This is a genomic window from Legionella bozemanae, from assembly GCF_001648595.1.
Classification (GTDB): Bacteria; Pseudomonadota; Gammaproteobacteria; order Legionellales; family Legionellaceae; genus Legionella; species Legionella bozemanae.
The window spans coordinates 227,213-253,547 of the sequence record NZ_LBAW01000002.1; the positions used below are offsets into that span (position 1 = coordinate 227,213).

The following is a 26,335-nucleotide window of genomic DNA, read 5'->3' on the forward strand; positions in this document are numbered from 1 at the left end:
AGGAGTAATGCGATAAGCTGCAGGCTTTTTCTTTTGAGATTCAGTAGACCTTTTTTGAGCGCTACTGCAAAGAAGACCCGCTTCGTCGATACTGTGCTCGAATTCTCATGTCCTTATGTGTACACTCCAGTTCTGCGTCTGTGTCTTCTCGCATTTCTCTCATTGCAGCGAGTTTCGAAAGAGGTCTAGGATATGGAGAGGAACCCCTATTAGTTAATGACGGATTGGGATTTACAATTTACTCATAATAAATTGATGTGTGTAAGGGGAATCCTCATTCAGAATTGCATCTGAAATTTGTTTTTCAATCGTTGTATTTAATTCTAAATCCTTTAAATTATTAACCGGAGAATAATCTCCGTGTCCTGCTCTTGGCAGTTTGGATTCAATACCTTCATTTAATTGCCCTAAAGGATCTAGTACGATTAAATCACCTTTTCCTGTTAAGTTAAAAGCGACACTACTGCCAAATAATGGATTTGGTTTAGCTCCTTCTTGAGTTAATATTTTAAATGTTTGCTTATAGCACAAACTGGGTTCATCGGTGCTGCTTCCAGGGCCTACTACAGTGACTTGTTCCGCTAAGTCTGACCATGTAAGTTTTCTGCATGTAAGTCTTTGCACGTCGGCAAGAATTCGATCGAGCTCTACCTTTACTGTTGCATAAGTTTCATGTTCGCCGAATATATGGCCTACATAATAACAAGGTGTTTCTTGCTCATCCTCTGTAGTAACCAAAACGCCAGTACATTGTAAGAGACCCTCAGTTCCCAAAACGTCCAAATCGCCTTCTTTAAATCCTGCACCTGCATCAACCCCTACGCGATAACAACTTAAATTCTTCATGCTCAGCAGATGTTCTGAATTGGGCATATAAAATAATGAAAAATCATTGCACTGATTTAAGAGAGAATTGATTTCTTGTTCTTCATCATTGGCTTTTTTCTTTATTAGATTTTTAAGGAGTATTGCTGCCCGCCAATACTCTTTTTCATTAAGCCCCGATAGTAATTTTAAAGCTTCATCAAGCTTTTTGTAGTGTAAGAGGTTTTTATAATAGGTAGACATTTCGCTTAACCTGATGTTTTCTGTATCCAGTAGAACTAGTTCATCATCACCGTCAGTTACAATTATTTTTGTCATGATATTGCCTTTCTTACATATTGGCCTAATATTATACATGTGAGTTGTCAATTACAATTCCATTGATTATGATTTGCATCAATTAAGTGAATTACATAGTTCTTATAAACTAAATAATGGCCTAAATTCAGTGGATGCTTCGATACTTTATACCTTTAGACGCTGCCCTTATGCAATTAGAGCACGAATGGTGCTCGCATATTCCAAGATTAAAGTAGAACAACGTGAGGTTGAGCTTAAAAACAAACCGCAGGAAATGCTGCTTGCCTCTCCAAAAGGCACTGTTCCAGTATTAATTTTAGAAAATGGTCGTGTGATTGATGAAAGCATTGATATTATGATTTGGGCCTTAACACAATTTGATCCTGATGGCTGGCTCTCTGTTGGAGAAAAAGATAAGTGGCATGAATTAATTCGCTTAAATGATATAAAATTTAAACCTATTTTGGATCATTATAAGTACCCACAAAAATCAGAGAAAAAAGATCCACTTTATTATAGAGAGGAAGCCCAAGAATACCTCTATAAATTAAATTCGCTATTAATAAAAAATCACTTTCTTTTAGCAAACCGTATCAATATAGCCGATATTGCTTTGTTTCCCTTCATAAGGCAATTTTATATGGTTGATCCACAGTGGTTTGCACAAAGTGACTATAAATCCCTACATTCATGGTTACAATTTTTTTTGAATTCAGAGTTGTTTCTTACTGTGATGAAAAAACCTATATCAGGATGAACGCTTTGTATAATTGCAGCCATTGCTTGTATGATGACACGGTTTATTTTCAAACTGCAGTGTGGTGTGATAAACTGAAAATTTGGTGGCAAGCATTTCTTGAAGCAAGGGTAATAACTCTTCTGAGTGATTATATGAACTATCATAAACCACATGCGCAGTAAGGCTGGATTTACCGCTAGTAAGTGCCCATAGATGAAAATCATGTACACTCAAAATCCCGGAAATCCGGCATATTTCAGATTTTATTTCTTCAACATCCATACCTTCCGGAACCCCTTCAAGAAGAATATTAATTGTTTCTTTTAACAGGATCCAGGTTCGAGGCAACACCCATAAACCAATTGCAATGGCAATGATAGAGTCTACCCACTCATAACCAGTCCAGCGGATAATTAGTGCACCAATTAATACACCAATGGAACCGAGCATATCGCTCCATACTTCAAGATAAGCACTTTTAACATTGAGGTTTTTGTCTTTTCCACTTGCAAGCAATTTCATGCTGATCAAATTAATCACCAACCCAATTGCTGCAATAACAAACATGCCTACCGTCTGGATGCTCGCAGGTTCATAGAGACGTTGATACGCTTCATATAAAATATAAATGGCAACAAAAAAAAGTAACATTGCATTAAAAGCAGCTGCAAGAATTTCGAAACGATGATAGCCAAATGTTTTCCGTATATTGGCAGGGCGGTCAGAAAGATAGACTGCTGTCAGCGAGATGGCTAATGCGCTGGAGTCGGTCAACATGTGTGCTGCATCGGAAAGAAGCGCTAAGCTGTCAGTAATAAGTCCTCCAATTACTTCAACAATTAAATAGGTGGTTGTGAGAATAAATGCCATCCAAAGATATTTTTTATTCTGATTCGTTGGAATTGCATGACTATGGTCGTGAGACATCCACTTGCTCCTGTTAAAACGCTCTTTTTCTTATTAATAGCATAGATGAACTATCGTATTTGATAATCTGAACTGGAAATTGTAACACATCTGAATCATTGCTATTCGTGCATGCACTATTAAATATTTATAAACCAATAATTATTTCCTTGACAACAGTTTCCTAGGAAACTAAAATGTAAACCTGTGGAGGCATTCATGCTAAAAGTTAAAAAAAGAAAAGAAGTAAGTCAATTGACGGATCATATCGGTTATTGGCTGCGCTTGATTTCTAATGAGGTGTCGCATGCATTTGCAAGGAAACTTGCGCAAACAGGGGTTACAGTTGCCGAATGGGTTGTACTCAGAAAAATGTATGATTGCAATAACATCATATCGCCCAGTACCGTTGCCCATGTTACGGGTCTCACTCGTGGCGCAGTTTCCAAACTGATTACAAGACTCCTTGAAAAAGGCCTGGTAAATCGTAAGGAATCTGCTGATGATCGCCGTTATCAAGACATAGAGCTTACCTCAACAGCTGTAGTGCTCGTGCCTAAACTGGCTGCTCTGGCAGATCAAAATGATGAAGAGTTTTTCTCGAAACTTACATGTGCACAGCAAGAGCAATTCTTGAAACTTTTAAAGAAACTTGTTTATTTCCATCAAATTAAAACCGCACCAATTGAATAGACTTCTTTTGAAACTCTACTGCAATGGCAAATTGCTTTGCGGTGCTCGAATCCTCATGTGACTGCGTGTACACTCCGGTTCTGCGCTCCGTTTCTTCTCGCACTTTGCTCACGGCAGCGAGTTTTGAAAGAAGTCTAAAAAAACGGAGAATTAAACGTGAGTAAAGCAATTGATAATTTAATGAACGCAATCCAGTCGGCAATTGCAATTCGTCCTAAAGTAGGAGGTTTTCCTGTTTTAGCAGAAGTGATGCGTCAAGCAGGAGTCAAACAGACTCTTTGGTATTTACCGTCTTGTCAGAGTATCTATATTACTAAAGAGGGGAATATTGTTTCTCAAGAATCCCCTTTGGTTACAGGACAAGTCGATATTCCCGAGTTTAATAAGGCAGAACTTATAAAGGCCATTCGTATTGATCAAGCGGGTGAAAGCACTTTTCCTGAGTTTCTTCGCGCATCTTGGGAAGCTGGAGTAGTCCATTATCATGTTGACTTAGAGAAGCGCACCGTAACTTATTATGGTGTACTTGGTGAGTCGTATGTTGAAGATTATCCTGCTGTAACAGTGAATTAATAAAATTTTATTTTACAGTGAATTTGGCTCAGAATTCATTGGTATCTTTCAAAAGAGTTTTCCGGGATGTTCTAAACATCCCAGATGGTGCTATTTGTTGCATGTGTTGCGTTTTAAAAACTGCTTCTCTTCAGGTGTTCACTGCAGTTTATTCTCTTGTTCTGTCTGCTGTGAAAGAACATCGATCTTATAAGTGCAGCCATTGCGCCAAAGCATGGATCCCTGCTGTTAAATCCTCTTCACTGCCGCCAAACGATAAGCGTACATAACCTTCTTTGCCAAATGCAACTCCTGGCACGAGAGCAACATGGGCTTCTTCTAATGCGTGTTTACAAAATTCTGTGGAGTTCTGTTTTTTAAAACCGAGACTGCTTAAAGAAATAAATACGTAAAGGGAAGAAGCAGGAGCTTGTATGGTGAGATCAAAATGCTGACACAAGGCATTAAGGAGTGTATCTCTTCTTTTTTGCATGCATTGTTTCACCCAGGAACTGATATGATCTATTTCATTTAATGCAGCAACTGCCGCCCATTGACTTAAAGTAGTGACGCCGCTGGTACTTTGACCTATTAATGCTGTTAATGGCTGGATAATTTGTTGAGGGGCAAAAATAAAGCCAATTCGCCAACCGGTCATGGCAAAATTTTTTGAGCAACTTTGAATAATAATGACGCGATCCTGAAATTGGGGAAAGGAACCACAAGAGATGTAATTGTGCTCATTGTAGGTCAGGGCACTATATACTTCATCAGCAATAACTAAAAGTCCTTGCTCATGAGCAATTTGCAATAATTGGACGAGCTCGGATTCAGTATATAAAGCACCGGTTGGATTTGTGGCATTATTCAGAATAAGGATTTTACTTTTAGGAGTGCATGCGTTTTTGAGCGCCTGAGGCGTCAGCTTCCAGCCTTCTGTTTCTTTAGTTTCAACAATAACTGGTACCCCGCCAAACAGTTTGGTCATGGCTGGATAGGAAACCCAATAGGGGGAGGGGATGATGATTTCATTGTGCTCTTGCACTAATAATTGCATCAGTAAGTAGATTCCAAATTTTCCACCATTAACGACAAGGCAGTTCTCTTTTGGGAATGAACAATCATAAACTTCATTCATCCATTTACTTGCTAAAAGCCGTAGTTCTGGAATTCCTGATACTGGAGGATAAAGAGTATGTCCTTGCTCTAAAGCACGCGTCGCCGCAGTGATAATTAATGGATGGGGTGGAAGTTTGGGCTCACCAGCGCTTAGATTATAAATTTTAATCCCCGCATTTATTTTTTGCTGAGCCAATGAATTAATCACAACTGTTGCTGAATCCTCAGGTAAAATCTTCATTATTTTTGTACCTTTCTAGAGTTTGATATAATTATTTTGAATAAACGATTAATAAATTCCTTTGGCAAATGATATTGTTTGGATAAATACTCATAAAACTCAAACAATTGTTTTTCACGGGAGCGGTCTACTATTTTTTTTCCTTCTTTTGATTTTAAGGCGCCAATTTGTTTCGATAATTCGAGACGCTTTGCTAAGATTTCAATGATGCACGCATCAGTTTGTTCAATTTGTTTTCTCAATTCTTCGAGCGTAGGCATGATTTTCTCCTTACTTGAGAAGACTTGTGTTATCGCGATACTTTTTTACCAGGATAAAAGCAGTTCGATTCGGATGGCTGTCGTGAATATTTGCTGCTTTTATTTCTAAACCATAAAGTTCGGCACACCGTGCCGGTGCAATCACCGCGGCATGGGATGGCAATATCCCTTCTGCTAAATCCTTTGCTGCTTTTGCGGTATCGATCCACTCTATTTGTTCGGTCTCTTTAAATTGTTTTCGTAAAAATTGGTTGCATTGAGCTAATCCTTGGGGATGGGATACAATGTGCGTAATTTGATCGCGCTGAATTCCAGGATTTACAAGCAAGCATTGATTAATTTCATGCCATAATTCGTCAACAAGAGTAAATAAATGTCTGCCCATTGCCTGGAATGCTGGTTTTACTAATCCTCCTAAAAGATTAACAACAGGCACGATACCCAGATTAATGGCTCCGTTTTCAATAGCATTGAGAACGCCTTCCATATCCAGTAAATGGATAAGAGTGGGATCAATTCCTTTTTGTCTTGCATAAATTAGGGCTGCTTCTTCAGAAAACGAGCCCACATCACCAGAAATACCGAATAAAGTCGTCATACGAGTTCCTCCATGGGTAATTCTTTTTTCTCTAAAGATCGTAACTTAGCTAATTCCAACAGAAAAGTTTCTGTTTGCTCCCAGCTTAGACAAGGGTCGGTGACAGATAGCCCACTTAAATCAAGGGCTTCTGGGGCCATCGGATCTACTTTTTGACTCCCTTCTTTGATAAAACTTTCAACCATGAATCCTTTGACCAATGGCTTTAAATCAGGATGCCTTTTAAGGCTATCCAAAACACTTAAAGCAATGGAGGGTTGTAATTGATGATTTTTTTTGCCATCTACCAGACAATTATCATGGCTGACATCAACAATGACCGAAGGGTTAGCTATCTTATGGAGATCCATATAGCACTTCACCTCTTTAAGATGGGCAATGGAATAATTAGGTGCATGGTTTGAGCCACGTAAAACCAGATGAGCATGATGATTGCCATGTGTTTGCACTTCATAGCCATCAAATACAGCGACATGATCATGTTGTGAGGCAACAATACTATTTACCCCCACTGCTAACGAACCATGTGTGGGATTTTTTAATCCTACAGCGCAATCTAGAGCGGAAGCAAAAATTCGATGCTCTTGATCCTCTGAGCTGCGAGCACCAATGGCTACCCATGAGAGAAGCTCAAGAAATCCTTTGGCATTATGAGTAAATAAAGCTTCATCGGCAATGGACAATCCCATTTCGATGACTTTAATCATCATCTCTCGTGTGTATTTTATTCCGGCTGCGATGTCTGGGGGAGAAAATAAATCGGGTTGGTTTACAGGGCCTGTCCATCCTTTAGTTGTCCGGGGCTTTTGAATATATACTCTCATGATTAATTTTAATTCGTGTTTTACTTTCTCATTGAGTTTCACTAAACGTTTGGCGTATTCCAGAACAGCCTTTTTAGGCCAGGCAGAACAAGGCCCCACGATCATTAAAAGACGATGATCACGGCCTTCTAAGATTGCTTTGATTTCTTCTCTATCGCGAGCAATTTGTTGAGCGGCAGCATGCGATAAGGGGATTTTTTGAATAATTTCTTCTACAGGAGGTAGTTTTTTTAAAATTGAATAACTCATAATCCCCTCCTGCAACCCGTAAGTACTTTGGATAGGTCATGAGAACAACGCGGCGATTGATGATGCATGATGTACACTCCTCTTTGGTTCTATCCAACGCCCATGCTTTTTATTGTCTGGGAATTCGGGTACCAAAAACCCCCAGACTAAGCTGGGGGTTGGAGTGTTAGTTTATTCTACCTAACCACCCAGCGCCGGGCTAAAAAAGCTAAAATAAAAAAAGCAAACAACGGCTTGTGTAAAAGCTGCTTTTCTATTTAACTTTTGGTGTACGGTAGAATGAGACATGAAAAAATCACAAAAATTTATCTGTACTATTAATATACAATTTAGTGGTGGGGCTGTCAATACCCTAAAGAATATTGAAATTATTTGCGCAGCAGCACTTATAACCCTCTGTGTGATTATGTTGGGTCTGATTTTGCTGTGTTTTCTGTGACTTGCCAGCGACGTGCAATAGGGCTATATTTTTTACTTCTCTTTCTAAAACAGTAAAAAATGACCAAAATTGCGCTTTACTTAGCTGGTGGTGGAGCCCGCGGCGCCTATCAGGCAGGGGTTCTTAAAGCGATCAGCACCATTCTTGATACAAAAAAAATTCCTTTCAATATGATTAGCGGCGTGAGTGTTGGCAGTATTAATGCTGCGGTAATTGCTGAAAATGCACTGGATTTTTCTGCTGGTACGAACAAATTAAATGAATTATGGAATAATATTACGTGCCAGCATATTTTTAAGTCCAGCAATTATGCGCTAAGCATATCAGCTATGCGGAATATGAGCAGTATGCTGACCAGACAACGCCTTTTGGGCCATATTCTTGATACCTCGCCTTTGCGCCAGTTTATTAATAACATCATTAATTTTGAGGTTCTGGATGGCGTGATTAAGAATAAGCATTTAGACATGATGGAAATCATCAGTAACTGTTATGAAATGCAAAAAACCATCTCCTTTTATCAACATCATGCAGAGGATTTTGCAGATTGGGATGATCCACTTCACAGCAGTCAACGGGTTACTCTGCAAATGAAGTATTTTTTGGCGTCGACCTCATTGCCTTTATTCTTTCCGCCTGCAAAAATCGATGGACTTCATTATGGAGATGGTCATGTGGGATTAGCAGCTCCGTTACGTGGTGCTATCCGTTGTCAGGTAGATAAGATTTTAATTATTGGTACGCGCACATTACCGAGTATGAGCGATCCAGAAAAATTACGCGGCGGCGATATTGATTTTTCTCGTGTTTTGGGGGGTATGGTTAATGGGTTATTTTTAGATAATCTCGAGCGTGATCTGGAGATGGTAAGTCATATGAACCATATGGCGCATATGGTTCCCACGAGGGATCATTCTCATTGGCGTCCCATCCAAACCTTACATCTACGACCGAGTGTGGATGTAGCCAGTCTGGCTCAATCTCAATACAATAATATACCTATGCTCTTGCGTATTCTGCTTAATTTTCTTGGTGCTAAGCGGCATTCTGGTGATTTACTCAGTTTTCTTTTATTTGAAAAGGCGTTCACTCGCGAATTAATAAAATTAGGTTTTGATGATACGATGGCTGCACATAATTCCGTTTTAGATTTTTTTAATGCATAGCCTATTTTGTGCCTGGAATATTCTTGTAACGTTTCATCTAATAATTGTCTTGAACTCCTACTTCAAAACAGTTGCTTAGCGTTTTTTATTCATTATGTTGTCTTCTAATTGAGTGGCATAATCAGTTAATAACTTTGCAACGTAGTCTTCTGTTTTTTTATCATAGAAAGATTTAGGGGCTTGCCACATGTCCGCTTCGGCTAAAATTGATTCTTTAGATTCATCCAATACGTGTGCCAACTGTTCTTTATCTGCTGCCGAAATGGGAAGCGTTTGTATTGTTTGCAAAACATGTTCTTTTTCTAGGGGATGATGTTGTGAATTTTTTGTTGATGGAGAGTGGGTACTACTAAAAAATAAAAAGGATTTATGATTACTATATTCTTTAGGTGGCTTATAGGTACTTTGAGGTTGAATCGCACGGCTCAAGTCCATTAAAATTTGTGCTATTTGTTGACTCAATTGCTGCTCGTAAAATGTGCTGTCTCGCCACGCAGAAGCTTCTTTATTGAGTACTTCGACAGGTTGGTCTATCAATAAAACTAATTCTTCCTTATCTTCTTCACTGATAGGAAGACTGAATAAGCGGTTCAAGGTTTGTTCTTTAAGACGAGCATGGACATAGTTTGTTAGAATTTGCTCTACTTGGTTGCAAACATTTTGTTCGTATAAGTCGCTATGCAGCCAATCAAGCGCTTCTTTTTTAATGAGCTCAATAGGTTGATCCAACAATAAAACGAACTCATGTTTATCTATATCGCTAATAGGAAGACTTAATAATGCGCTTAAGGTTTGCTGCTTTACATCCATCGCGTCATTTTCAGAAGTTTCTGGAGGATACATCATCTCTTCTGCATCTACATCATAATTATCCGATAAATATTCTTCAGAAATACCTGTTTTAAGGATTGCTTCAATTCCCGAGGGAAGTAAATGTGTGGGTAAAATTTGAAATAAACTGGATAATGTCTCAGAAGAAAGTTTTTTAAAGTATTCCTCATCATTATCTTCAAGTGCTTTTTTACATAGAGCGATAATATAGTCTTCATCGATATCCATTGTGATGTCGATGCTAAAATTTTCTAATGATCTGCAGTCAACAAAGTCTGCATATTTATCTTTTATCCATTGATTGCCACCGGCATTTTGTGCACAACGCAAGAAAATATTTGATAAAAAATATTGCTGATTTTGGGCATCTAAATGATGCAAAATTGAAGTAATTAATCGATCATCGTCTGCATTTAGAATTAACTTGAATATTTTATTGTTTTTTTCCTCGAATATTTTTAATACCGTGGTTTGCTCCAATTTTCTGGTTTCTAATAGTTTTATGAGTAATTCTGTTTTTTCTGTATGGATAAGATAATTAAAGAAATCTTCCTGATATTTTTGTAAAAAAATACTCCCTTTCTCGCCTTCCAAATCACGGGATAACTCCTGTGCTGCCAGTGCAAAAAATTGATATGTGGCGTTTTCTTCAACAAATCTTAATAACCCATCATAGGCATTAAATTCTTGATGAATCGTTGCAGTAATTTGTTGCCACTGCTTTAGGAGGACTGATCTTTGCTCCGTGGCAATTTCAATCATTTTTTGTAACATTTCTTGATTGATTTCATCTTCGGTAACAAGATGTACACAAGCATTGATGTAATCATAAAGTGGTTGGTGCTCATTAAGTTCTTGAATGAATTTTAAAAATTGGTTATCCAAAAAATATCTTTTATTATCTACAACATCAAAAAAAGGTAAGGAAAGAGAAGACATCACCTGACCAATAGAAGTATCCCCCGCTGCACATGTTGTATCTGCTATAGCGAATAAAGCATTTATTTCATCATTGGAGCAATCTTTCATTTGCAACACATCTATTTGTCTTTGCCCATCTCCAATTTTGATAATCGATTCACTACCATCACTGTTATGAAAAACAATGTGTCCAATGCCTGCTTGAGACAAACTGGATAAATCCATTTCTTTTAAAGTGGCAGGATTTAATTGATTCGAGGTAATTAAAATATTTTTTTGCTCCGATATCTTACTGACTAATGTGAGGTAAGCTTGCTTTGTTAATTTGGTATGCAGATAACCTGTAGCAATAAAGCAGTCTTGACTTATCGCTTGGGACACAATCTTTTTAACAAGCGGGCTTTTAATGTGTTGATCGATTATGTCTTTTTTAGAGATTTTTTGAGAATCTAATTCGTTACTCAGCTGACTTATTGTTTCATTTAATTTTATTCCTGTTTCTTTATTATGCTTTTCAAGTCCCATATAAACTAAACCTTGGGCATAGGGTTTGGTTTGGTGTGCAGATATGCCGGGTCTAATTTCAAAAAAAGATAACCAATCGTGTTGTGTAAAAATTCCGTTAGCATTCAAAAATGTATTTTTATCTGAAATTTGAAGTTGGGCAGATATCTGCATTCTAAAATCGGAGCGTTCTAAAATACCTGCTTGTTGTAAGGCTTTTAAAGCACCTTGCCCTTTATCTGTTAAAACCAATGCTCCATTTTCATTAACTGTGTAAGGAATAAGATAATAATTTTCAGACTGCCCGACTTCTAAAATTGATGCCGCTTTCTCCATGTCTGTATCAAGGACAAATGCAACACGAGTAATATTGGTATGGGGGACTGATTCAAGATAATCAGCAAAATCTTTCAAATGAACTAAATCACCAATGCCATCGGGCAACACATGAGTACAGAGTACAAAATTAATGGGGGAGTTTGTATCTGAATTAAAAAGTTCAGATTTTTCTTTTCGTAAAGAGGCCATACTCTCTAGAAAATGATGTATCTCTTTGTCGGTATTCATCGTCAGCGTACTTCTCGTTATTTGCTTATTTATTGTTGTTTTTGGTTAAAAACTAACTCATTATTGAAGTGTAGCATAGGATGTTTTGTGATTTAGTGTCGATTTAAATAATTAATCTAAAGTTCTAATAACAAGAGTGGGTTAAAAGATTTTACAGGACCTAGGACGTTTACAATAAAACTGGCTCCCGTGGATAAGCGTGGGAGGTAGTAATTCATTGAAAATGACTCAATAACTCAAGATTTCTTATCAGAAAACAGAAGGGTTATTGTTCGTAGGATTTTCATTTTCAGGTGGTAGTTCTTGCGTCTTTAAGCGAACAAACCTTCGCCATGCTTTTTGTAGGGTCAGTGCCGCATCATGATGTTCGGCATGATATCCGTCTTTGAAAAAATAATGACTTCGAATATAGTTCGCGGTACTTGGCGTAACCAAGCCAGCTATTTGAGGTTCTTCATCGTTGGGCATATTACATACTTTGGACCGTACCAAAGTTGAAGAAACAGTTAAAAACTCATTTCCCAGCTCCAGTATCCTAATATTGTTCAATTGGTGCTCTGCTATGGCCTTGGTTAATTGATCTGCTTCATTTTCGCCTCTGGGAGCAACAATAACTTCTTCATAGTTTTTACAATATTTTGCTGAGGTGATAAATGAATCTTGACCAACGATAGGTACAATACAGGCGTTTCCATTCATCTTCTCAATTAATTGACTGTCTACTTTATAATTATCTGTTTGAACAATGATTTCGATTGGGGTCTGCTTCATCAAAGCAATGGGTTGTTGTTTATCACTATCCCAAAACATTTTTCGAATCATGGCCGCTCTATTTTTGCCTGGAGTATGGTAGTGCTTAGGGCCAGTATTATCATTAATTACAATGACTAATTTATCGAGGTTGCCTTGAGTTATTGCGTTTTTCATGATGTTGAAATGTGCCACGGTTGGTGGATCAAACGTTCCCCAATAAAGTCCAATCTTACTTCTTGCCATGATACTCCCGGATAAAAAGGAAGAATTATATAAATTGAACATTAAGGAATTATTAATGTTTGATGCTTCGAAGCATAGGTCAGAGTAACTGCATGAATATAAAACAGCTTTTTTGCCTTTTGCTTTGTGCGCGGGATCCACCTCTTTGGTGGTCATCATGGATTCCGCGCACAATGCGCGGAATGTAGGTATTTTGATTCGACGTGATCCATTACTTGATGAGCATCAGCCATTTTGAGGATGGATCAATCTTTTGATTATTATTAGGGTTTCCAGCGGTATAATGTTTGCTCATTAAGGTGCTGGTGGCACTATCAAATTTATTATTATTAATATGCTTATTAAGGCAACTACCGACACTAGAGGCAGTTCCTGAACAGAACGCTTGATTAAAATCATAATATTGATTGAGCTGACTCTTAGCAGCAGTATCACCGATGAAATTGTAAGTAATGTAGTCTTTCAATTTCCATGGAGCCTGTTCATTGGGTCTTGATAAATTTAATGTTTTAAAAGAAGAAGCATTGCCATGATCTGAGCCAATGGAAGCAGAATAAACAATTGGAATGACATAACCGTTACTTGCAACTTTAATTGCATGGATTTCATCAAAATGAGTATGGGCTGCGAGCATGCCAATTACAACTTCTGGATAAGCTTTTATAATGTTTTTGAATGAGTTTTTATAAGTTGTTTCCCAACTTTGTGGAGGAACATGCATGGCTAAAAGAACGCTCTCATGATTTGCTTTACTTGTTTTGAACTCTTTTTCTAACCATTGCAATTCATCCATAGCTCCGTCGCGAGAAGGAGAAAATCCTGGCCTTGATACAAATACAACACTGTTTAGTGAAATAAGCTTGAGGTGATCGCCTAAATAAGCAGAGTAATAACCGTATTTAGTATTTTCATTGTCAATACACGTTTCACCATTAAAAGGACATTGAAGTCCTGTTGAAAGAAATCCATCATCATTTCCTGTTATTGCTTTTAACAAATCAGAAACAGATTCACTGTTGTAGGTAAAGGGTCCATAGTCTCTTTGCAAGGAATCATTATTACCAAAAACGTAATACCAGGGGGCTGGGTTTACTTTTTCATTCAGTTGCTCAAAAACTAAATTAATATTGTCGTGGGTTGTTTTACGGCTGTATGCATTATGGGCGGGTAAGTCGCCGAGCAATATAACTGCATGATCCGTTTCTTGATGTAAATCAATTTGCTCACCAATTTTAGCGATTAAGGTTGTGAAACTTTTTTGATCTAATTCTTCAGAGGTGCCTGGACGAGGGTTTATATGAGTCGCTTGACGCTTGGTAATATCCACATGGGGGTCTGAAATTAAAAAAATATTCATTTGATTTTGATCTGCTGCCAGGGCGGCAAAATTAACCAGATAGAGTGGAATCACGGTTAAAACGGTTATCAATTTTTTGAAACTTAACATGTTCATCTCCTCCTCTGCCTCAGTGACAGAGTAATTTGCTGTTTAGAGTAACGGCTTTAAGAAGCTTTTATTCAACTTACAATGATACGCTTCGTGTTTTTAAGAGAAGTTAAATTTTGTACGTAAATTACGCAATTAGATTGTTTTTTTAATGATTTTTATTCGTTTATCGGGAGTAGTCATCCTAGGCTGCTCTTGCTCAACTCGCTCTATTCGAGTACATTGAAGTGTTTTGCAATTAATAATGTATCGCGGTAAGTTCCCGGTTTCAAGGTAGTTATTAGTAATATAAAGAGTAAATTTTACTTATCGATTGATTCATTCATCGCAAATAATCTCGGAGGAATAAAAGCAATGGAAGGTGTATTCATTTGTTTAATACTTCTTTTTCTTATGGTGATCTCTGGAGTAATTACACGTTTTGTTTCTTTCCTGCCGACTCCCTTAATCCAAATTACCCTAGGGGCAATTATAGCAGTATTATTTCCCACCTTTGATGTAGGATTTAATCCTGAAGTTTTTATGTTGTTGTTTATTCCTCCTTTATTATTTAATGACAGTTGGCATTTTCCTAAACGTGAGTTTTTACTCTATACCCGACCAATTATTATGTTATCCATTGGATTAGTATTTTTTACTGTGGCGGGAATTGGTTATTTAGTTCATTGGTTAATTCCTCTTATTCCCTTACCTGCTGCTTTTGCATTAGCTGCAGCTCTTTCCCCAACAGATGCTGTATCACTCCGATCAATGACTGCAGGAACTCGAATACCTGAACGAATTATGCATATCTTACAAGGAGAAGCACTTTTAAACGATGCTTCAGGTCTGGTTTCGTTTAAATTAGCTGTTGCTGCTATGTTGACTGGCGTGTTTTCACTCAAAGAAGCAGTAGGAAGTTTGTTATTTATTAGTGTGGGAGGAATTGCTGTTGGTGTTATTCTTACCTATATCTTTATTTCACTTTTAGGAAAGTTAAGCAAGCATAGCGCTCACGAAACCACTACTGAAAATTTATTATTGCTGCTTTTACCTTTTACTGTATATCTTGCTGCAGAAAAATTAGGTTTTTCAGGAGTACTGGCTGCTGTTGCTGCAGGCTTCACTATTGACAGAGCTGGATTTTTAGACCGAACAATGGCCAAAATGCGTATTGAAGGTCATTTTGTTTGGGGGGTCCTTGATCTTACTTTAAATGGAATTATTTTTATTCTCTTAGGATTATATTTGCCTCATTCCATTAAATTCTTTGCAACAACAGGCTATAGTTTATCCGAGTATGCACTGATTGTTGTTTTTATTACGGTAACCTTAATTTTACTTCGTACAGCATGGATTTATTTAACTTTGCCTTTTGAAGCATTAATTTCCAGACGAAATCGTAGCTCTTGGCGTTTCCCTAATATAAAAATAATCAGTACTTTTTCACTCGGGGGAGTGCGCGGAGCAATTGCTTTAGCTGCGATTTTATCGTTACCTCATATGATCAATGGAGAGCCTTTTCCAGCACGAAAGCTTTTAATTATTCTTGTCATTGGTGTTGTGCTTTGTTCGCTATTAATTAGTAGCCTACTTTTGCCTTTGATTACACCGGGTTTGAAAAACTTAATACATCGACATGCTCAAGAGGAAGAAAATGAAGCAGTGCTTGCATTATCCAAGGCGGCAGTTGAAGCAATTAAAACAAAAATGAAGAGTTTATGTGACGAGGTAAATGAGCGGGATCGGGCTTTGTGTATCGAAGTTGCAGATAAATTAATGACTACCTTTAATCAATTTATTGTCTCCAATCAGGGTACTGAAAGTGAAAAAATGGAGGGTCTATTAGCCTTAACCTTCGAACGACAATTACGATATGCTGCTTTAGAAGGAGCCCATCAGGAATTGCGCACATTGAGGAAAGAAAGAAAAATCAATAATACAACAATGATGAAAATTATTTCTAGATTGGATTTGCGGCAAATTGCTTTATATTCGGAACATCAAACAATTTCTAGTTTAGGAAAAACAATACAGGGCGCAAAAAATATTTTTGGTGCAAGCTGAATAAGCGAGCAGAGTGCTAATCTCCCAATGCTTTTTGTAGTTTCTGCTACACTGTATTTATATAAGAGTATAAGAATAGCAAATGTAGTCTGTATTAATTGAGCGTCAGATCTTTTTCAGATTGTGTTCGTCAAGTCAATATTTGTATCTATATTTTGCAGACATACTTTTAAGTCAGTTTCATTTGAGGTGTAGGGGATTGTATGGCTAAGAAATTAAAAACAATAGTTAAAACAGGTACCACCCCAATCACTAAAGAACAAAATCTTCACTCAGATCATCATCCCCAATTATTCGGTAAAACATTAATCTGGAACATAGATAAAGATAATGTCAATGATGATTTAGAAATGAAAGCCTTTGCCATCGCTCAAAAAATTAACAAAGGAGATGTTACGAGTGGCATGTTGCAGGAAGTTCCTCATGATTCCCAAGATAAATTAATCACCAATATCGAGAAGTATTTAAATCCCAAGCAAAAATTGAGCATGAGGTATAATCAAAATGGTACTCATCCTTTTGGTAATCTTACGTTCAGTTGCAACCCAACTACACCTACCCCCAGTCAAACATTAGAAAAAGACGTCAAAAAGTTACAACAAAAATATGAAAATTCAGGCGCAACACAGGGGCAAGTTTTAATCACATTGGTTGAGGATGAGAAGGGCAAAAAAAGGCTTTTGGTCAATGTGCATGCAGAAAGTCCTCCAAAATCCGGAGCTCCTCATCCTCCAAGAACTCCTCGAGTCGATCTCAATCAAGTCATGAAAGATATGGAGCAATTCAGAAAAAATCATAGCGATATCGATGTGGTTGTGGGCGGTGATATGAATAAAGGACCTAAGGGTTTGCCTAAGGAGATGCCCAACTATCGAGCAAATCCCAATTTTAGATACCAACACAGTGAAGCGAATACCGCCTTTAAACAAGACGGAACAGGTATCGCCGTAGACGCTGTTTTTTCAACGGAAAAAGGAATTGATTTAAAAACTCAAAAGAAAATGAATTCTTTTAATGAAAATTTTCGAAAAGCTTTTAAGAAAAGCAAAGATGAAAAAGAACAATTAGCACAACAAGAAAAAATGAAACCAGTAGTTGATTTACAAAAAAATCTTAAAAGCAGTCCTGCTTTTACTACTGCAACAGTGCATACGGGTCATTATCAGCAAAAAATTAAGCAAGATACCCAACAGGATTTTCCTGTAAAGTTAGTTTTCCAAGATGCACGACAAGCGCGGCAATTTACCAATCATGTTTCGCTAAGGGATAAGAAAAATTTATTTCAAAATGAAAATGAAGTTTATCTAACTCAGGGGGCAGTTGCTAAGATATTAACCCTTGATATTAATCAACCCAAACTTGTATTTACTCATGTAATGCAGGGGCATCAAGATGAAAAACCTTCTAAACAAAAAACAGAAGAATTACAACAAAAATGTATGGAACAAATAAAAGCAGTTAAAGGAGTGCAAATTTCTGCTGTACCTACTGTTAAATATGAAAATACTAAAATACGTCAAGACACTCGTGGAGAAATAGACTATTCCATACAACTGACCTTTGCGAGCAAGGAGGAAGCTCGTGCGTTTAGTGATGCAATGGGTTATAAAAATAAAACTTTATTATTTCAAGATGGTAATAAAGTGTATATCGCAAAAGATGCTGAAGCGGATTTTCTTAAAAAGATGTGTAAACCGGAAAATAGCGCAAGTTTCAAAACACATTTAGCAACGCTCAAATCATCATCACCATTATCACAACCTAAGGAATTACTAGAAGATGTTGAGATGAGTGCACCTAAAAGTGCTCAGGGCCCTCTATCTTAATGGTTTTCTTTTTGCTGGGAGTGATCATTTAATACCTAATACTTTGAGAGAAAGCGTGTAGCTTTCGGGCTAAGCTACTCCCCGTTTTTTTAGACAACACTTCCATCGTGCCACTGCTCAGAATATAATTTTTACTTGCCTCCGAAACAAGCTGCAAGCGTTACTGCATTACTTTCAGGAAGCCAATGACCGTAATGTTCTCCATGCCAACGACGGGTTTTCTCAAGCTTAGCTTGCACCATTTGCGGTGTAAGGCCTTCACGACTAATCCACTGAGCACAACGTTTTTTAATTTGTCTACGAATTTGACTTCGGTTAAAAGAATATCGGCAAGGATTATACGCTTCATTTAAATTATCTGAGATATAAGGCTTGAGTAGATTTTCCTTGGTAACGTGCTTGGAAAACTCCCATTGATTTCCATTTAAAACCAGGATGGGAGGAAGCGTACGATCGCCAATTTTTACGCTATGGCCAAGATTCATATAAAATTTCCATCCCGCATAATTTCCCGATAAATCACCATTGGAATAAACGCCATTAGCTAATGTACCCAAATAAGTTTGTTCAAGGATTTGACCATATAAAACAATCGCAGCATGGGCTTGTTCCGCAGGTTTTCCATGATCCAGATAATACATATAAATTTTGTAGTAGGTATGGCCCATCATGAAAAAATGGCCTAGCTTATCTGTACCAAAGTAATGGCCGTACATATTGATTGTGGGGGCAAGTCCAATTAAAAATAAGGGGGATTGTGAAAAAACGAGCCAATAAACCGTTTTCCAAGGTAAGACTTCTTTATAGAGTAGAGGTTTGGATTCTTTGGGTAAACGACGTAACCAGCGTGGAAAACCTGGGCCAGTATATTTATATACCAAATCAACGAGGTAGCTATCATTACGACGTGATGCCAATTGGGATGCTGCGTGTCGGCTATGTTGAGCTCTTGGCAGAAGCATTTGAATTTCTGAATTGGTTTGAGCAATCACTTTTTCGAGCACTTCATAAAGTCTGTAGCTTGCTACTGGACCGATGTCTTGCAGTTCGCCAGGAGGAAGGGTGAATTGATCCGTTTCTTCTGCCTGAATTTCTTGTATCCTCAAAAAACTAACCAATACAATTAAAAAGAAAATCCTTGTAAAAACCATAATTCTTCCCTTTCCTAAATCGTTATGACATTAGAATACAAAAGCTTTTCCACTGTCTAGAAAAATTGCTTATGAAATGTATTTTTCAATGAATTGAGAATAAATAGGGGACTTAACTTTAAGTTAAGGTTAAAGGTTTATTATCTAGTTATTAAGAAGCAGAGAATTTTCAGTATCTTGAATGCTATCGAGGTTTCCCATGTCAAAAAAGCAGAAAGTAAATACTGGTCAACATTTAATTATACCAAATCTCAATAAATACCTTAAATATCATAATTTACCGATCAAATTAGATGAAGAGGGAATTTGTCATGCCTTATCCACTTTATACATTCAATATGTGTTAGAAGGAAAAGAACAGGAATTTGTGGAGATCTTATCGTTTATTGCACAAAAAATTCCTCCGACAACTGAGCTCAATGTGAAATTATTTAGTTTAGTGGAAAAAATAATTGCATTGCAAGTAAGCGATGATCTCAGCACCCGCAATAGATTCAGTCAAAGTAACTCAATTGAGCAGTTAGAAGTAAAGGGCAAAGATCTGCGATCGATTTTCCAAATAGGACTTAAAACAAGTCGCGAAAATTGGGCTGAAATAATAAAGCAAATTGATCTAAAACCAAATGAGGCGATGCGTGTTTGCTCTTTAGATCATGCTATTGCCATTGTGCGCGATGGCAATGGATATAAAGTATATGACCCTAATAATTCAATAGTGAGCAAGAGATTTGATGACGTAACCAAGATGACAAAGTGGTTATCGGGTACAGCATATAATTTTTCAATACTTCCCTTTGCGTGGCGTACGACGCTTGATATGCATATTGATGTGATAAGTACTGAGCTTCCAAGTGATAGAACATTTCCAGATAAGAAAGCACTTCTTGATAAGTATTTAACACCAGTACAAAAAAAATTAAACCCTAAGGTTGGTGGTGGTTTATACTTTGCTATGAAATATGATGATGCTGAGGCCGCTGAATATATTTTCAATGATAGCAAGACGCAATTATCTGAAGACGAACTTTCAAATGCTGGAATAGTGGCAATTAATAGTGATTCAGCAAAAGCCCTTGAGAAACTCATACATAAATTACAAAAAGAGAATAAAAATGAGTTACTAGGGCCTTTTTTCATGCTTGCGTGTCAAAACGGAAGTTATAGATGCTTTGCAATGTTATTGCAAGGACAGGAGATAAGAGATCTGTATGAAGAAATTATTTCTGATGCCCATGAAATGATATTAAAAAAAGTTTTTGCAGGCCTGAATGATCATTTAATTGGTAGAGTAATGGATGACGTTCTAAAGAAACATAATGCGAATGTTTTTACTCCGAGACTCTTAACTGATTTGATTGATATTTCTATTAAGGAACGAAATTATCAAGGCGTCAAACTTATTGCGGAAAAAATTAATGATTTGGCCAAAAAAATTGATGATCCAGAACTGCGATTAAAATTTTTGAAGAAAGCAATAAAGCAAAATGATCCTTTAATGGTTAGAGTATTAATCGAAAAGCTTAAAATAACAAAAGATGAATTAAATTGTATGGATATAAGCATTACCATGATAAATAAGCAAAACATTGAAATATTCACCACATTGAAAAAGAAGGGGTATGAGTTTTCACCTCAAGCAGTTGATTTAATTGAAAGAAAACAAAAAAATAGCGTTGGTTTTTTAAAGAGTTTGGGGATAGCATTGATTAGTTTTTCAGAGTTTCTTCTGCAGCAAAGTAAGATAAAAGTAGATAATAATAAACTCAGGCTCTTTTTTGATTTCAAGAAGAAATTTGTTGACATAAAACTGAATGACACATTAACACAAGGCCCGCAAGATGATCCGACGATTAAATCTTTTTCTGGTAATTAAACAAATTGTGGTGGGTTCGGAGCATAAAAATCAAGAAAGGCGCTAATCTTGGGTAGCTCCGATCCATGAGGTTGATAAAAAGTAAAAACTTCATATCGTTTAAATTCGATTTCTGGGAGAACTTGTATGAGCGTTTTTTCCTTAAGCGCATTTTCAACCAGTCGATCACCTGTTAAAAAAAGACCTATTCCGTTTTTACATGCCTGGTTTAGCGCATTAAAGTCATCCATAAAAAGTATTGGCTTTGGACAGGGTAAGTACGTTCCATTTTCTAATGGAAGCTCTGTAGCAGGTTTCCTTAGACTATGTGAAATAAAAGGAAATGACATAAGATCAGCAGCCTGAGCAGGCATGCCATATTGTGTAATTAAACTTGGAGCTGCACAAAGAATATTGGTAATAGGCCGCATCCTTCTATATTTTAAGTGATCAGTAAAAGGTGGAATCTCAGGAAAGCCAACCATCACATCGATGTCTTTTCGTGCCAAATCATTATCTTGCTCCGAGAATAAAAATTCACACTCAATTAAAGGATATTGTTTAATAAAATCAGAAAGTCTATCTAAAATTAACTCGCTTGCAAGAATGCTCGAAACCAAAATAGTAATTTGGCCTTGAGGAACTGTGTGTCGTGATTCAATAAATTGTTCGATGAATTGGGTTTCTTGGAGTAATCTCTGACATTTTTCCAGGAGCATGATACCAAATAAAGTCAGCTGTACCTTGCGCGTGTCTCGAATAAAGAGTTTTTCACCCAATTGATATTCCAGATTTTTAATTTGCTTACTCACAGCCGTTGCCGTGATACTCAACTTCTCTGCGGCACGATTGTAATTGAGATGTTCTGCAACTTTTATGAAACATCTTATTTGGGAAAGATTAAACATAATAAAGTATTGGTCATTAAATATATTTATAATTATAAACTAAAAGTTCATAATGGCAGAAATAATATTGATTAATATTGGAACAATTAAACTGTAGAATATAAATAAATCAAAGCAATTAGGGGCTTATTATGAAATATCAATATCATCATGTTGGAATACCGGTAACTGCCCCCCGTCCTGGCGAGCGTTATAGTTCTGTTATGGACATGTATACCTCGGGAGGAGACTTGCCTGGTCGAATTCAATATCATCGATTTGGCCCAAATTGTCCTTTGCATCAGCTGATTCAAACGCAACCACATATAGCCTATAAGGTAGATAGTATTGATGAAGCAATAAAGGGAAAACATGTGCTTCTGGAACCCTATTTTCCATTAAAAAATTTTAGAGTGGCTATGATAGAGGAGCATGGAGCCATAATTGAGTTCATTGAAACAAGTTTATCTGAAGACGAAATATGGGATGATGCAAAGCACCAGGATTCAATGTTATATCCTAAAGAATAAGCGTAGTCTGGCTGCAAGCAAAAGCAACTTGGTTGCCTTGAAATCAAATTATATCAGTAATTTTAAAAACTGATGAATGTTTACACTGAATACCTAATGATTTAAAGTTCATCATTTTGATTCATGTTGAGATTGTTTATGTTTGGTAAATTATTAGAAAGCTCAATAGGGTTAAGTATACGGTATTACTCAACCCAAGCTTATGAAACTGCGGTAGGTATTTTCCATCAAGTTGAACGATTTGGATTTGGTTACACTAGAGAATTTGTCCAAGATCCTAAAGTGATCCTCCAAAAATTAATCTCTAAAGCTCGAAGCAGTGAGGAGGGGTATAGCGTAATTAGCTTGGGATATTTGGGCGGAAACTATGCAGTAATCACGCCACGATCTCAATCTCAGCTCGTTGAATTAATAAATCAATTTGACAAAGAACAATCGAGTCGCAAGGGACATGCCTCATTTAAATTTTTTTCTGGGAATGATTTTTTTATTATTTCAGATATTGGACATGATGCAGTGCTATCAAGAAAAAATCTTTCTCGTTTTCTTACACCATCACGACTTGCTTACCCTACGATCACAGAAATTGAAAAAACTGTAGCTGCTGATACAGACATTTCAACCAGGCATATAGTTTGTGGTATCGTGCGGGCTGTTATGGTAGAAAATATGCTGGGCATCAAGCAATTACCGGCTGATACTTATGATGTAATGGAGTCTTATCGAAATGATGTAAAGCGGTGGGGCGCATTCCCTTTTCCTGAATTGCTTCATTTTATGCCGAGTTTAAGAAAAAAACGGGATGCTTACCGTGCTTTTTCAAGAAGTATTTTAGAGCAAGAATTCGAAAAAGTTGTTGAAGTACTTCATCAAGATGATCATCCAGGAAACGCTAATTTAATTGCTGCTTCTATAGTTAGTTTATTTAAAGAGGAAAATCCAACACTTAAAGAGGATGAGCTGTCATTTGCCTTAAAATCTTTGTCTACTGAGGAGATTAGAAGATATTTTGAAAATCCAATAGTCCAATCGTTGCCAATGATCCTAAAAGCTGCAGATAACCTCACTGATGCAATTGTACTATGTCTCGAACAAATTGCAGCAGACCCCAAAAAACTTGAAATGCTTCGATATGAAATTGAAGGATCTCATCTAGTGTTGGATGATAAGTTAGATATTAGCGCTCTTAAGTCATTGCCTGTATTGAATGCTTTTTATAAAGAGTCAGTTCGGTTTGATGCTCCCGTGGCGGTACCCAGATATACCCAAAATGGATATTCATCTGATTCAATGACCATACCTCCTAATACGATGATAATATTTGATTTACATGCTTTAGCTAAAGGAGAGCAGTACTGGACTAATCCAAATGAATTTGAACCAACACGCTTTTTGCAAGTTGAGCCACAACATGTTGATGAAGAGGGAGCGATGAGCGTTAAAAATAACCATCCTACGATAGGCCAATTCCCATTTGTACCTTTTTCTGTAGGTATGCGTAATTGTCCAGCAGTCGCCGTGACTGAGGTTCTTTTTAAAGTGGCTATTGCTAAATTTGTTTCAGACTACCAGCTTCAATTTGTTAAAAAAGACGCTGATGATTCAACCTTGCATATTAGCTCCAAAGATAAATCTTTTGAATTCATATACTAGAAGCTTGAACGAGTAAGTTTAGGGATGAGCCAAGATCCAACCTAAACTTGCTGAACTGATATTAGAGATTTATTGCTATGTGACTCAAGCCATTCATCGAGTGTGCGTAACTCATTGAGATGTTTTTGTGCCGACTCTGTGAGCGTGCTGTATTTTTGAGTGCCTTCAGGAGATAACTGGCGTAAATCTCCCAGAGTAAGATATAAAGGGCTATGTACTTCAGTAATCGTACAATAAACTATTGATTCAGATGTGTTAGGCTTTTTTACGGTTAATTGATAGATGTGAATAGCAGCTGATTCTTCAGTTGTTTTCATCTTATTTTTTGCAATCTCAGGTAATTCAGTAATGCCAAAATATACATCTTCTTTAGTTAAATCAAATCCATCATCTTTAATCGTTTGACCAATAGTACTTCCGCTGTAAATTTTATTATGAGTATCTTTCAGCCAGGGTGAGGCTGGTAAAGAGAAATGAACAACTGCAAAAGTTCGCATGACACCATTTGAATTTAAATTGGATATACGAACATTGTTTTCTTGTAAAATGAGTTCTACTCCATAGTTGTCAAATATGAGTTTAATTCGTTGACTGTTTAGTAAACCCTGCATCTTCTCAAGTTCATCGAGTTTTCTACAAGGCATTTGTTGATTTACCTTACCTGGTTGAAAAAACCTATCAATTTTGGTCGCTGAGGTAGTTGTTTTCGCATACATCTTAAAATCCGTGGGATTAAATAGCTATGAGATTGGATGTTGTAACTCTTTGAGGTAGTGCATGTCAATAAATGGAAGGCCAAGAGGTTGCCTTCCTAGAAAGGGTATAATCAAATAAGCATAGCAATTAAATTTTCTACACATCGCTGCGAAATCAGCCCAGGCCTATTCTGCTGTCGTATTCGCACAGCTTGTTCGTGGGTTCCAGAAGAGCTGTCCCTAAAACACTGGGCCTCGCGAACAAATCCTGAGCAATCCACGCGAAATTTGAATGTGACTTTATATTTTTAAATGAACGATACTCAACGTTCTACGTACTGCGCTTTATGCGCGTTACGTAGGGGGTAAATTTCGCGTGGATCTCTCAGGAACAAGTCGCGGGGTATAGACAGAGATGTGTCAAGAGCTGCATTTGCAGCTCGGAACTATTTGGCACATTTCAGGAAAATCCTGGTGGCAAGCCGCCTATCATAATAGCGAGTATTGTGCAGATCATGTATAATTTATACTGTGAGGACGACCTCACCCATTATGGTTGCATGCGGGACGGCCCGATTTTTGAAAGGAGGGCTGTATGGCATGGGTTCTCTTAGTTTTCGCTGGTCTATTTGAAGTGGTCTGGGCTTTTTCCATGAAGCAGTCTCTTGGTTTTACTAGGATTTTACCTAGCATCATCACTATTGTAACGATGATTGCGAGTTTTGTTCTCTTATCCATATCAATGAAAACTCTTTCATTGGGAACAGCATACACGATTTGGACTGGTATCGGGGCCGTTGGTGCTTTCCTGGTTGGTCTCATCTTTTTGGGTGAACCGGTAAATACCATGCGCATTGTTGCGGCAGTACTGATTGTATCAGGTCTTTTGCTGATGAAGCTGTCTTCATAGATAGAGGCTCGTATCATCCTAAAAACCAATTAACAGAAAATCTGTTAATTGGTTGGAGAATGCAGTAGTAAATCAAGCATACATCGTGTGTCGGATTTCTTCGAATCGAGCTTGATCTTGTTCTTGCATTTTTTCAGCGGCTTGCAACTCTTCTTGCTCTTGTTCTTGCTGGGTTTTTAGTTTCATGAGTTCAATCATATTTTGAGTCTTTAATTCTTGCAAAATAGCAGCTAATAAGATGTCAGTAGTAGTTTGTAAACTGATTTCTTGAGGTTGTGGCGTTTTTTGTGCTCCTTGCATTTCTGATGAGGGAGTAATTTGTTTTTGATTAAAAAAACGTTGTGATCTCGGATTAGAATCGGGTTGTATTGATTTATTATTTCCATTTTTTAGACGAGCATTTTCTTTTTTACCCATGATGATCTCCTTTTCCTTATGAGTCCCCTTCAGATTAATATAAATATTGCCTTAAATGCAAATGTTTTTTTCAATATTAATAAATTTTGTTTTCTTGCAGTCAATATTGCTCACATTGATGTTATAAGTCCTATTTGTTTTAATTTTAATAATAAATCTCCAGGAACATTGAACTGAAAATAATGCGTAAA

23 protein-coding genes are annotated in these 26,335 nt (G+C 37.1%); 10 read left to right on the forward strand and 13 right to left on the reverse strand.

The window, feature by feature from the left end:
* Window positions 1–231: 231 nt before the first annotated feature.
* Entirely contained in the window at window positions 232–1,143 is a 912-nt protein-coding gene (locus tag A8O27_RS03110) for a hypothetical protein (protein WP_058457857.1), read from the reverse strand.
* Window positions 1,144–1,216: 73 nt separating this feature from the next.
* Between A8O27_RS03110 and A8O27_RS03115 the strand changes: the two genes are divergently transcribed.
* Complete coding sequence (locus A8O27_RS03115; RefSeq protein WP_202972286.1) at window positions 1,217–1,882, forward strand: glutathione S-transferase; 666 nt, start codon at window positions 1,217–1,219, stop codon at window positions 1,880–1,882.
* On the opposite strand, the gene A8O27_RS03120 is transcribed toward A8O27_RS03115, so the two are convergent.
* Window positions 1,874–2,791, reverse strand: coding sequence for a cation diffusion facilitator family transporter (locus A8O27_RS03120; RefSeq protein ID WP_058457858.1), 918 nt, complete (start codon window positions 2,789–2,791; stop codon window positions 1,874–1,876). The two genes, A8O27_RS03115 and A8O27_RS03120, sit on opposite strands and share 9 nt — an antisense overlap.
* Window positions 2,792–2,989: 198 nt before the next feature.
* Between A8O27_RS03120 and A8O27_RS03125 the strand changes: the two genes are divergently transcribed.
* Window positions 2,990–3,463, forward strand: a complete 474-nt coding sequence (locus A8O27_RS03125) for a MarR family winged helix-turn-helix transcriptional regulator (protein ID WP_058457859.1) — start codon at window positions 2,990–2,992, stop codon at window positions 3,461–3,463.
* A 156-nt stretch (window positions 3,464–3,619) separates the two neighbouring features.
* Complete coding sequence (locus A8O27_RS03130) at window positions 3,620–4,036, forward strand: DUF1398 domain-containing protein (RefSeq protein ID WP_058457860.1); 417 nt, start codon at window positions 3,620–3,622, stop codon at window positions 4,034–4,036.
* Window positions 4,037–4,223: 187 nt separating this feature from the next.
* On the opposite strand, the gene A8O27_RS03135 is transcribed toward A8O27_RS03130, so the two are convergent.
* From A8O27_RS03135 to A8O27_RS03150, 4 genes are read right to left on the reverse strand one after another with little or no spacing between them, the layout of a single operon-like run.
* Window positions 4,224–5,375, reverse strand: a complete 1,152-nt coding sequence (locus tag A8O27_RS03135; RefSeq protein WP_058457861.1) for a pyridoxal phosphate-dependent aminotransferase — start codon at window positions 5,373–5,375, stop codon at window positions 4,224–4,226.
* Window positions 5,375–5,635 carry a chorismate mutase gene (locus A8O27_RS03140; RefSeq protein ID WP_058457862.1) on the reverse strand — a complete coding sequence of 87 codons (261 nt, stop codon included), beginning with the start codon at window positions 5,633–5,635 and terminating at the stop codon, window positions 5,375–5,377. Before A8O27_RS03140 ends, A8O27_RS03135 begins: the two co-directional genes overlap by 1 nt.
* Before the next feature lie 10 nt (window positions 5,636–5,645).
* Entirely contained in the window at window positions 5,646–6,233 is a 588-nt protein-coding gene (locus A8O27_RS03145; RefSeq protein WP_058457863.1) for a prephenate dehydratase domain-containing protein, read from the reverse strand.
* On the reverse strand, window positions 6,230–7,306 hold the full coding sequence (locus A8O27_RS03150) for a 3-deoxy-7-phosphoheptulonate synthase (protein WP_058457864.1): 1,077 nt from the start codon (window positions 7,304–7,306) through the stop codon (window positions 6,230–6,232). Before A8O27_RS03150 ends, A8O27_RS03145 begins: the two co-directional genes overlap by 4 nt.
* A gap of 498 nt (window positions 7,307–7,804) precedes the next feature.
* Here A8O27_RS03150 and A8O27_RS03155 point away from each other — a divergent pair, with 498 nt between their 5' ends.
* On the forward strand, window positions 7,805–8,911 hold the full coding sequence (locus tag A8O27_RS03155) for a patatin-like phospholipase family protein (RefSeq protein WP_058457865.1): 1,107 nt from the start codon (window positions 7,805–7,807) through the stop codon (window positions 8,909–8,911).
* Window positions 8,912–8,986: 75 nt separating this feature from the next.
* Here the strand turns inward: A8O27_RS03155 and A8O27_RS03160 are convergent, their stop codons facing one another.
* The 3 genes from A8O27_RS03160 to A8O27_RS03170 all read right to left on the reverse strand — a co-directional run bounded on the left by A8O27_RS03160 (window position 8,987) and on the right by A8O27_RS03170 (window position 14,177).
* On the reverse strand, window positions 8,987–11,734 hold the full coding sequence (locus tag A8O27_RS03160; RefSeq protein ID WP_176580213.1) for a hypothetical protein: 2,748 nt from the start codon (window positions 11,732–11,734) through the stop codon (window positions 8,987–8,989).
* Window positions 11,735–11,983: 249 nt separating this feature from the next.
* Complete coding sequence (locus A8O27_RS03165; RefSeq protein WP_160116262.1) at window positions 11,984–12,730, reverse strand: adenylyltransferase/cytidyltransferase family protein; 747 nt, start codon at window positions 12,728–12,730, stop codon at window positions 11,984–11,986.
* Between the two features lie 211 nt (window positions 12,731–12,941).
* A complete protein-coding gene (locus A8O27_RS03170) occupies window positions 12,942–14,177 on the reverse strand; it encodes a metallophosphoesterase (RefSeq protein WP_058457867.1) in 1,236 nt (411 codons plus the stop codon).
* Window positions 14,178–14,531: 354 nt separating this feature from the next.
* On the opposite strand from A8O27_RS03170, the gene A8O27_RS03175 reads away from it, so the two are divergent.
* Window positions 14,532–16,223 carry a Na+/H+ antiporter gene (locus A8O27_RS03175; RefSeq protein ID WP_058457868.1) on the forward strand — a complete coding sequence of 564 codons (1,692 nt, stop codon included), beginning with the start codon at window positions 14,532–14,534 and terminating at the stop codon, window positions 16,221–16,223.
* A 203-nt stretch (window positions 16,224–16,426) separates the two neighbouring features.
* Window positions 16,427–18,049: an exonuclease/endonuclease/phosphatase family protein gene (locus tag A8O27_RS03180; protein WP_058457869.1), complete on the forward strand. Its 1,623-nt coding sequence runs from the start codon at window positions 16,427–16,429 to the stop codon at window positions 18,047–18,049.
* Between the two features lie 131 nt (window positions 18,050–18,180).
* On the opposite strand, the gene A8O27_RS03185 is transcribed toward A8O27_RS03180, so the two are convergent.
* Window positions 18,181–19,200 carry a hypothetical protein gene (locus tag A8O27_RS03185; protein WP_058457870.1) on the reverse strand — a complete coding sequence of 340 codons (1,020 nt, stop codon included), beginning with the start codon at window positions 19,198–19,200 and terminating at the stop codon, window positions 18,181–18,183.
* Window positions 19,201–19,399: 199 nt separating this feature from the next.
* On the opposite strand from A8O27_RS03185, the gene A8O27_RS19125 reads away from it, so the two are divergent.
* Complete coding sequence (locus A8O27_RS19125; RefSeq protein WP_064115056.1) at window positions 19,400–21,073, forward strand: hypothetical protein; 1,674 nt, start codon at window positions 19,400–19,402, stop codon at window positions 21,071–21,073.
* Here the strand turns inward: A8O27_RS19125 and A8O27_RS03195 are convergent.
* On the reverse strand, window positions 21,070–21,960 hold the full coding sequence (locus tag A8O27_RS03195) for a LysR family transcriptional regulator (RefSeq protein ID WP_058457871.1): 891 nt from the start codon (window positions 21,958–21,960) through the stop codon (window positions 21,070–21,072). The two genes, A8O27_RS19125 and A8O27_RS03195, sit on opposite strands and share 4 nt — an antisense overlap.
* 131 nt (window positions 21,961–22,091) lie before the next feature.
* Between A8O27_RS03195 and A8O27_RS03200 the strand changes: the two genes are divergently transcribed.
* The gene (locus tag A8O27_RS03200) at window positions 22,092–22,469 is read left to right on the forward strand and encodes a hypothetical protein (RefSeq protein ID WP_058457872.1); all 378 of its coding nucleotides are present in this window, start codon (window positions 22,092–22,094) and stop codon (window positions 22,467–22,469) included.
* Between the two features lie 138 nt (window positions 22,470–22,607).
* Window positions 22,608–24,122: a cytochrome P450 gene (locus A8O27_RS03205; RefSeq protein ID WP_058457873.1), complete on the forward strand. Its 1,515-nt coding sequence runs from the start codon at window positions 22,608–22,610 to the stop codon at window positions 24,120–24,122.
* 41 nt (window positions 24,123–24,163) lie between these two features.
* Here A8O27_RS03205 and A8O27_RS03210 read toward each other — a convergent pair whose 3' ends face one another.
* Complete coding sequence (locus A8O27_RS03210) at window positions 24,164–24,838, reverse strand: hypothetical protein (RefSeq protein ID WP_058457874.1); 675 nt, start codon at window positions 24,836–24,838, stop codon at window positions 24,164–24,166.
* Window positions 24,839–25,412: 574 nt separating this feature from the next.
* Between A8O27_RS03210 and A8O27_RS03215 the strand changes: the two genes are divergently transcribed.
* On the forward strand, window positions 25,413–25,727 hold the full coding sequence (locus A8O27_RS03215; RefSeq protein ID WP_058457875.1) for a DMT family transporter: 315 nt from the start codon (window positions 25,413–25,415) through the stop codon (window positions 25,725–25,727).
* A 72-nt stretch (window positions 25,728–25,799) separates the two neighbouring features.
* On the opposite strand, the gene A8O27_RS03220 is transcribed toward A8O27_RS03215, so the two are convergent.
* Window positions 25,800–26,144, reverse strand: coding sequence for a hypothetical protein (locus A8O27_RS03220; protein ID WP_058457876.1), 345 nt, complete (start codon window positions 26,142–26,144; stop codon window positions 25,800–25,802).
* Window positions 26,145–26,335 lie beyond the last annotated feature (191 nt).

Bases quoted from the DNA above. Each gene is read 5' to 3' on its own strand.
- A8O27_RS03110 (WP_058457857.1), bottom strand. From the start codon at position 1,143: ATGACAAAAATAATTGTAACTGACGGTGATGATGAACTAGTTCTACTG.
- A8O27_RS03120 (WP_058457858.1), bottom strand. From the start codon at position 2,791: ATGTCTCACGACCATAGTCATGCAATTCCAACGAATCAGAATAAAAAA.
- A8O27_RS03125 (WP_058457859.1), top strand. From the start codon at position 2,990: ATGCTAAAAGTTAAAAAAAGAAAAGAAGTAAGTCAATTGACGGATCAT.
- A8O27_RS03135 (WP_058457861.1), bottom strand. From the start codon at position 5,375: ATGAAGATTTTACCTGAGGATTCAGCAACAGTTGTGATTAATTCATTG.
- A8O27_RS03140 (WP_058457862.1), bottom strand. From the start codon at position 5,635: ATGCCTACGCTCGAAGAATTGAGAAAACAAATTGAACAAACTGATGCG.
- A8O27_RS03145 (WP_058457863.1), bottom strand. From the start codon at position 6,233: ATGACGACTTTATTCGGTATTTCTGGTGATGTGGGCTCGTTTTCTGAA.
- A8O27_RS03150 (WP_058457864.1), bottom strand. From the start codon at position 7,306: ATGAGTTATTCAATTTTAAAAAAACTACCTCCTGTAGAAGAAATTATT.
- A8O27_RS03155 (WP_058457865.1), top strand. From the start codon at position 7,805: ATGACCAAAATTGCGCTTTACTTAGCTGGTGGTGGAGCCCGCGGCGCC.
- A8O27_RS03160 (WP_176580213.1), bottom strand. From the start codon at position 11,734: ATGAATACCGACAAAGAGATACATCATTTTCTAGAGAGTATGGCCTCT.
- A8O27_RS03165 (WP_160116262.1), bottom strand. From the start codon at position 12,730: ATGGCAAGAAGTAAGATTGGACTTTATTGGGGAACGTTTGATCCACCA.
- A8O27_RS03170 (WP_058457867.1), bottom strand. From the start codon at position 14,177: ATGTTAAGTTTCAAAAAATTGATAACCGTTTTAACCGTGATTCCACTC.
- A8O27_RS03175 (WP_058457868.1), top strand. From the start codon at position 14,532: ATGGAAGGTGTATTCATTTGTTTAATACTTCTTTTTCTTATGGTGATC.
- A8O27_RS03180 (WP_058457869.1), top strand. From the start codon at position 16,427: ATGGCTAAGAAATTAAAAACAATAGTTAAAACAGGTACCACCCCAATC.
- A8O27_RS03185 (WP_058457870.1), bottom strand. From the start codon at position 19,200: ATGGTTTTTACAAGGATTTTCTTTTTAATTGTATTGGTTAGTTTTTTG.
- A8O27_RS19125 (WP_064115056.1), top strand. From the start codon at position 19,400: ATGTCAAAAAAGCAGAAAGTAAATACTGGTCAACATTTAATTATACCA.
- A8O27_RS03195 (WP_058457871.1), bottom strand. From the start codon at position 21,960: ATGTTTAATCTTTCCCAAATAAGATGTTTCATAAAAGTTGCAGAACAT.
- A8O27_RS03200 (WP_058457872.1), top strand. From the start codon at position 22,092: ATGAAATATCAATATCATCATGTTGGAATACCGGTAACTGCCCCCCGT.
- A8O27_RS03205 (WP_058457873.1), top strand. From the start codon at position 22,608: ATGTTTGGTAAATTATTAGAAAGCTCAATAGGGTTAAGTATACGGTAT.
- A8O27_RS03210 (WP_058457874.1), bottom strand. From the start codon at position 24,838: ATGTATGCGAAAACAACTACCTCAGCGACCAAAATTGATAGGTTTTTT.
- A8O27_RS03215 (WP_058457875.1), top strand. From the start codon at position 25,413: ATGGCATGGGTTCTCTTAGTTTTCGCTGGTCTATTTGAAGTGGTCTGG.
- A8O27_RS03220 (WP_058457876.1), bottom strand. From the start codon at position 26,144: ATGGGTAAAAAAGAAAATGCTCGTCTAAAAAATGGAAATAATAAATCA.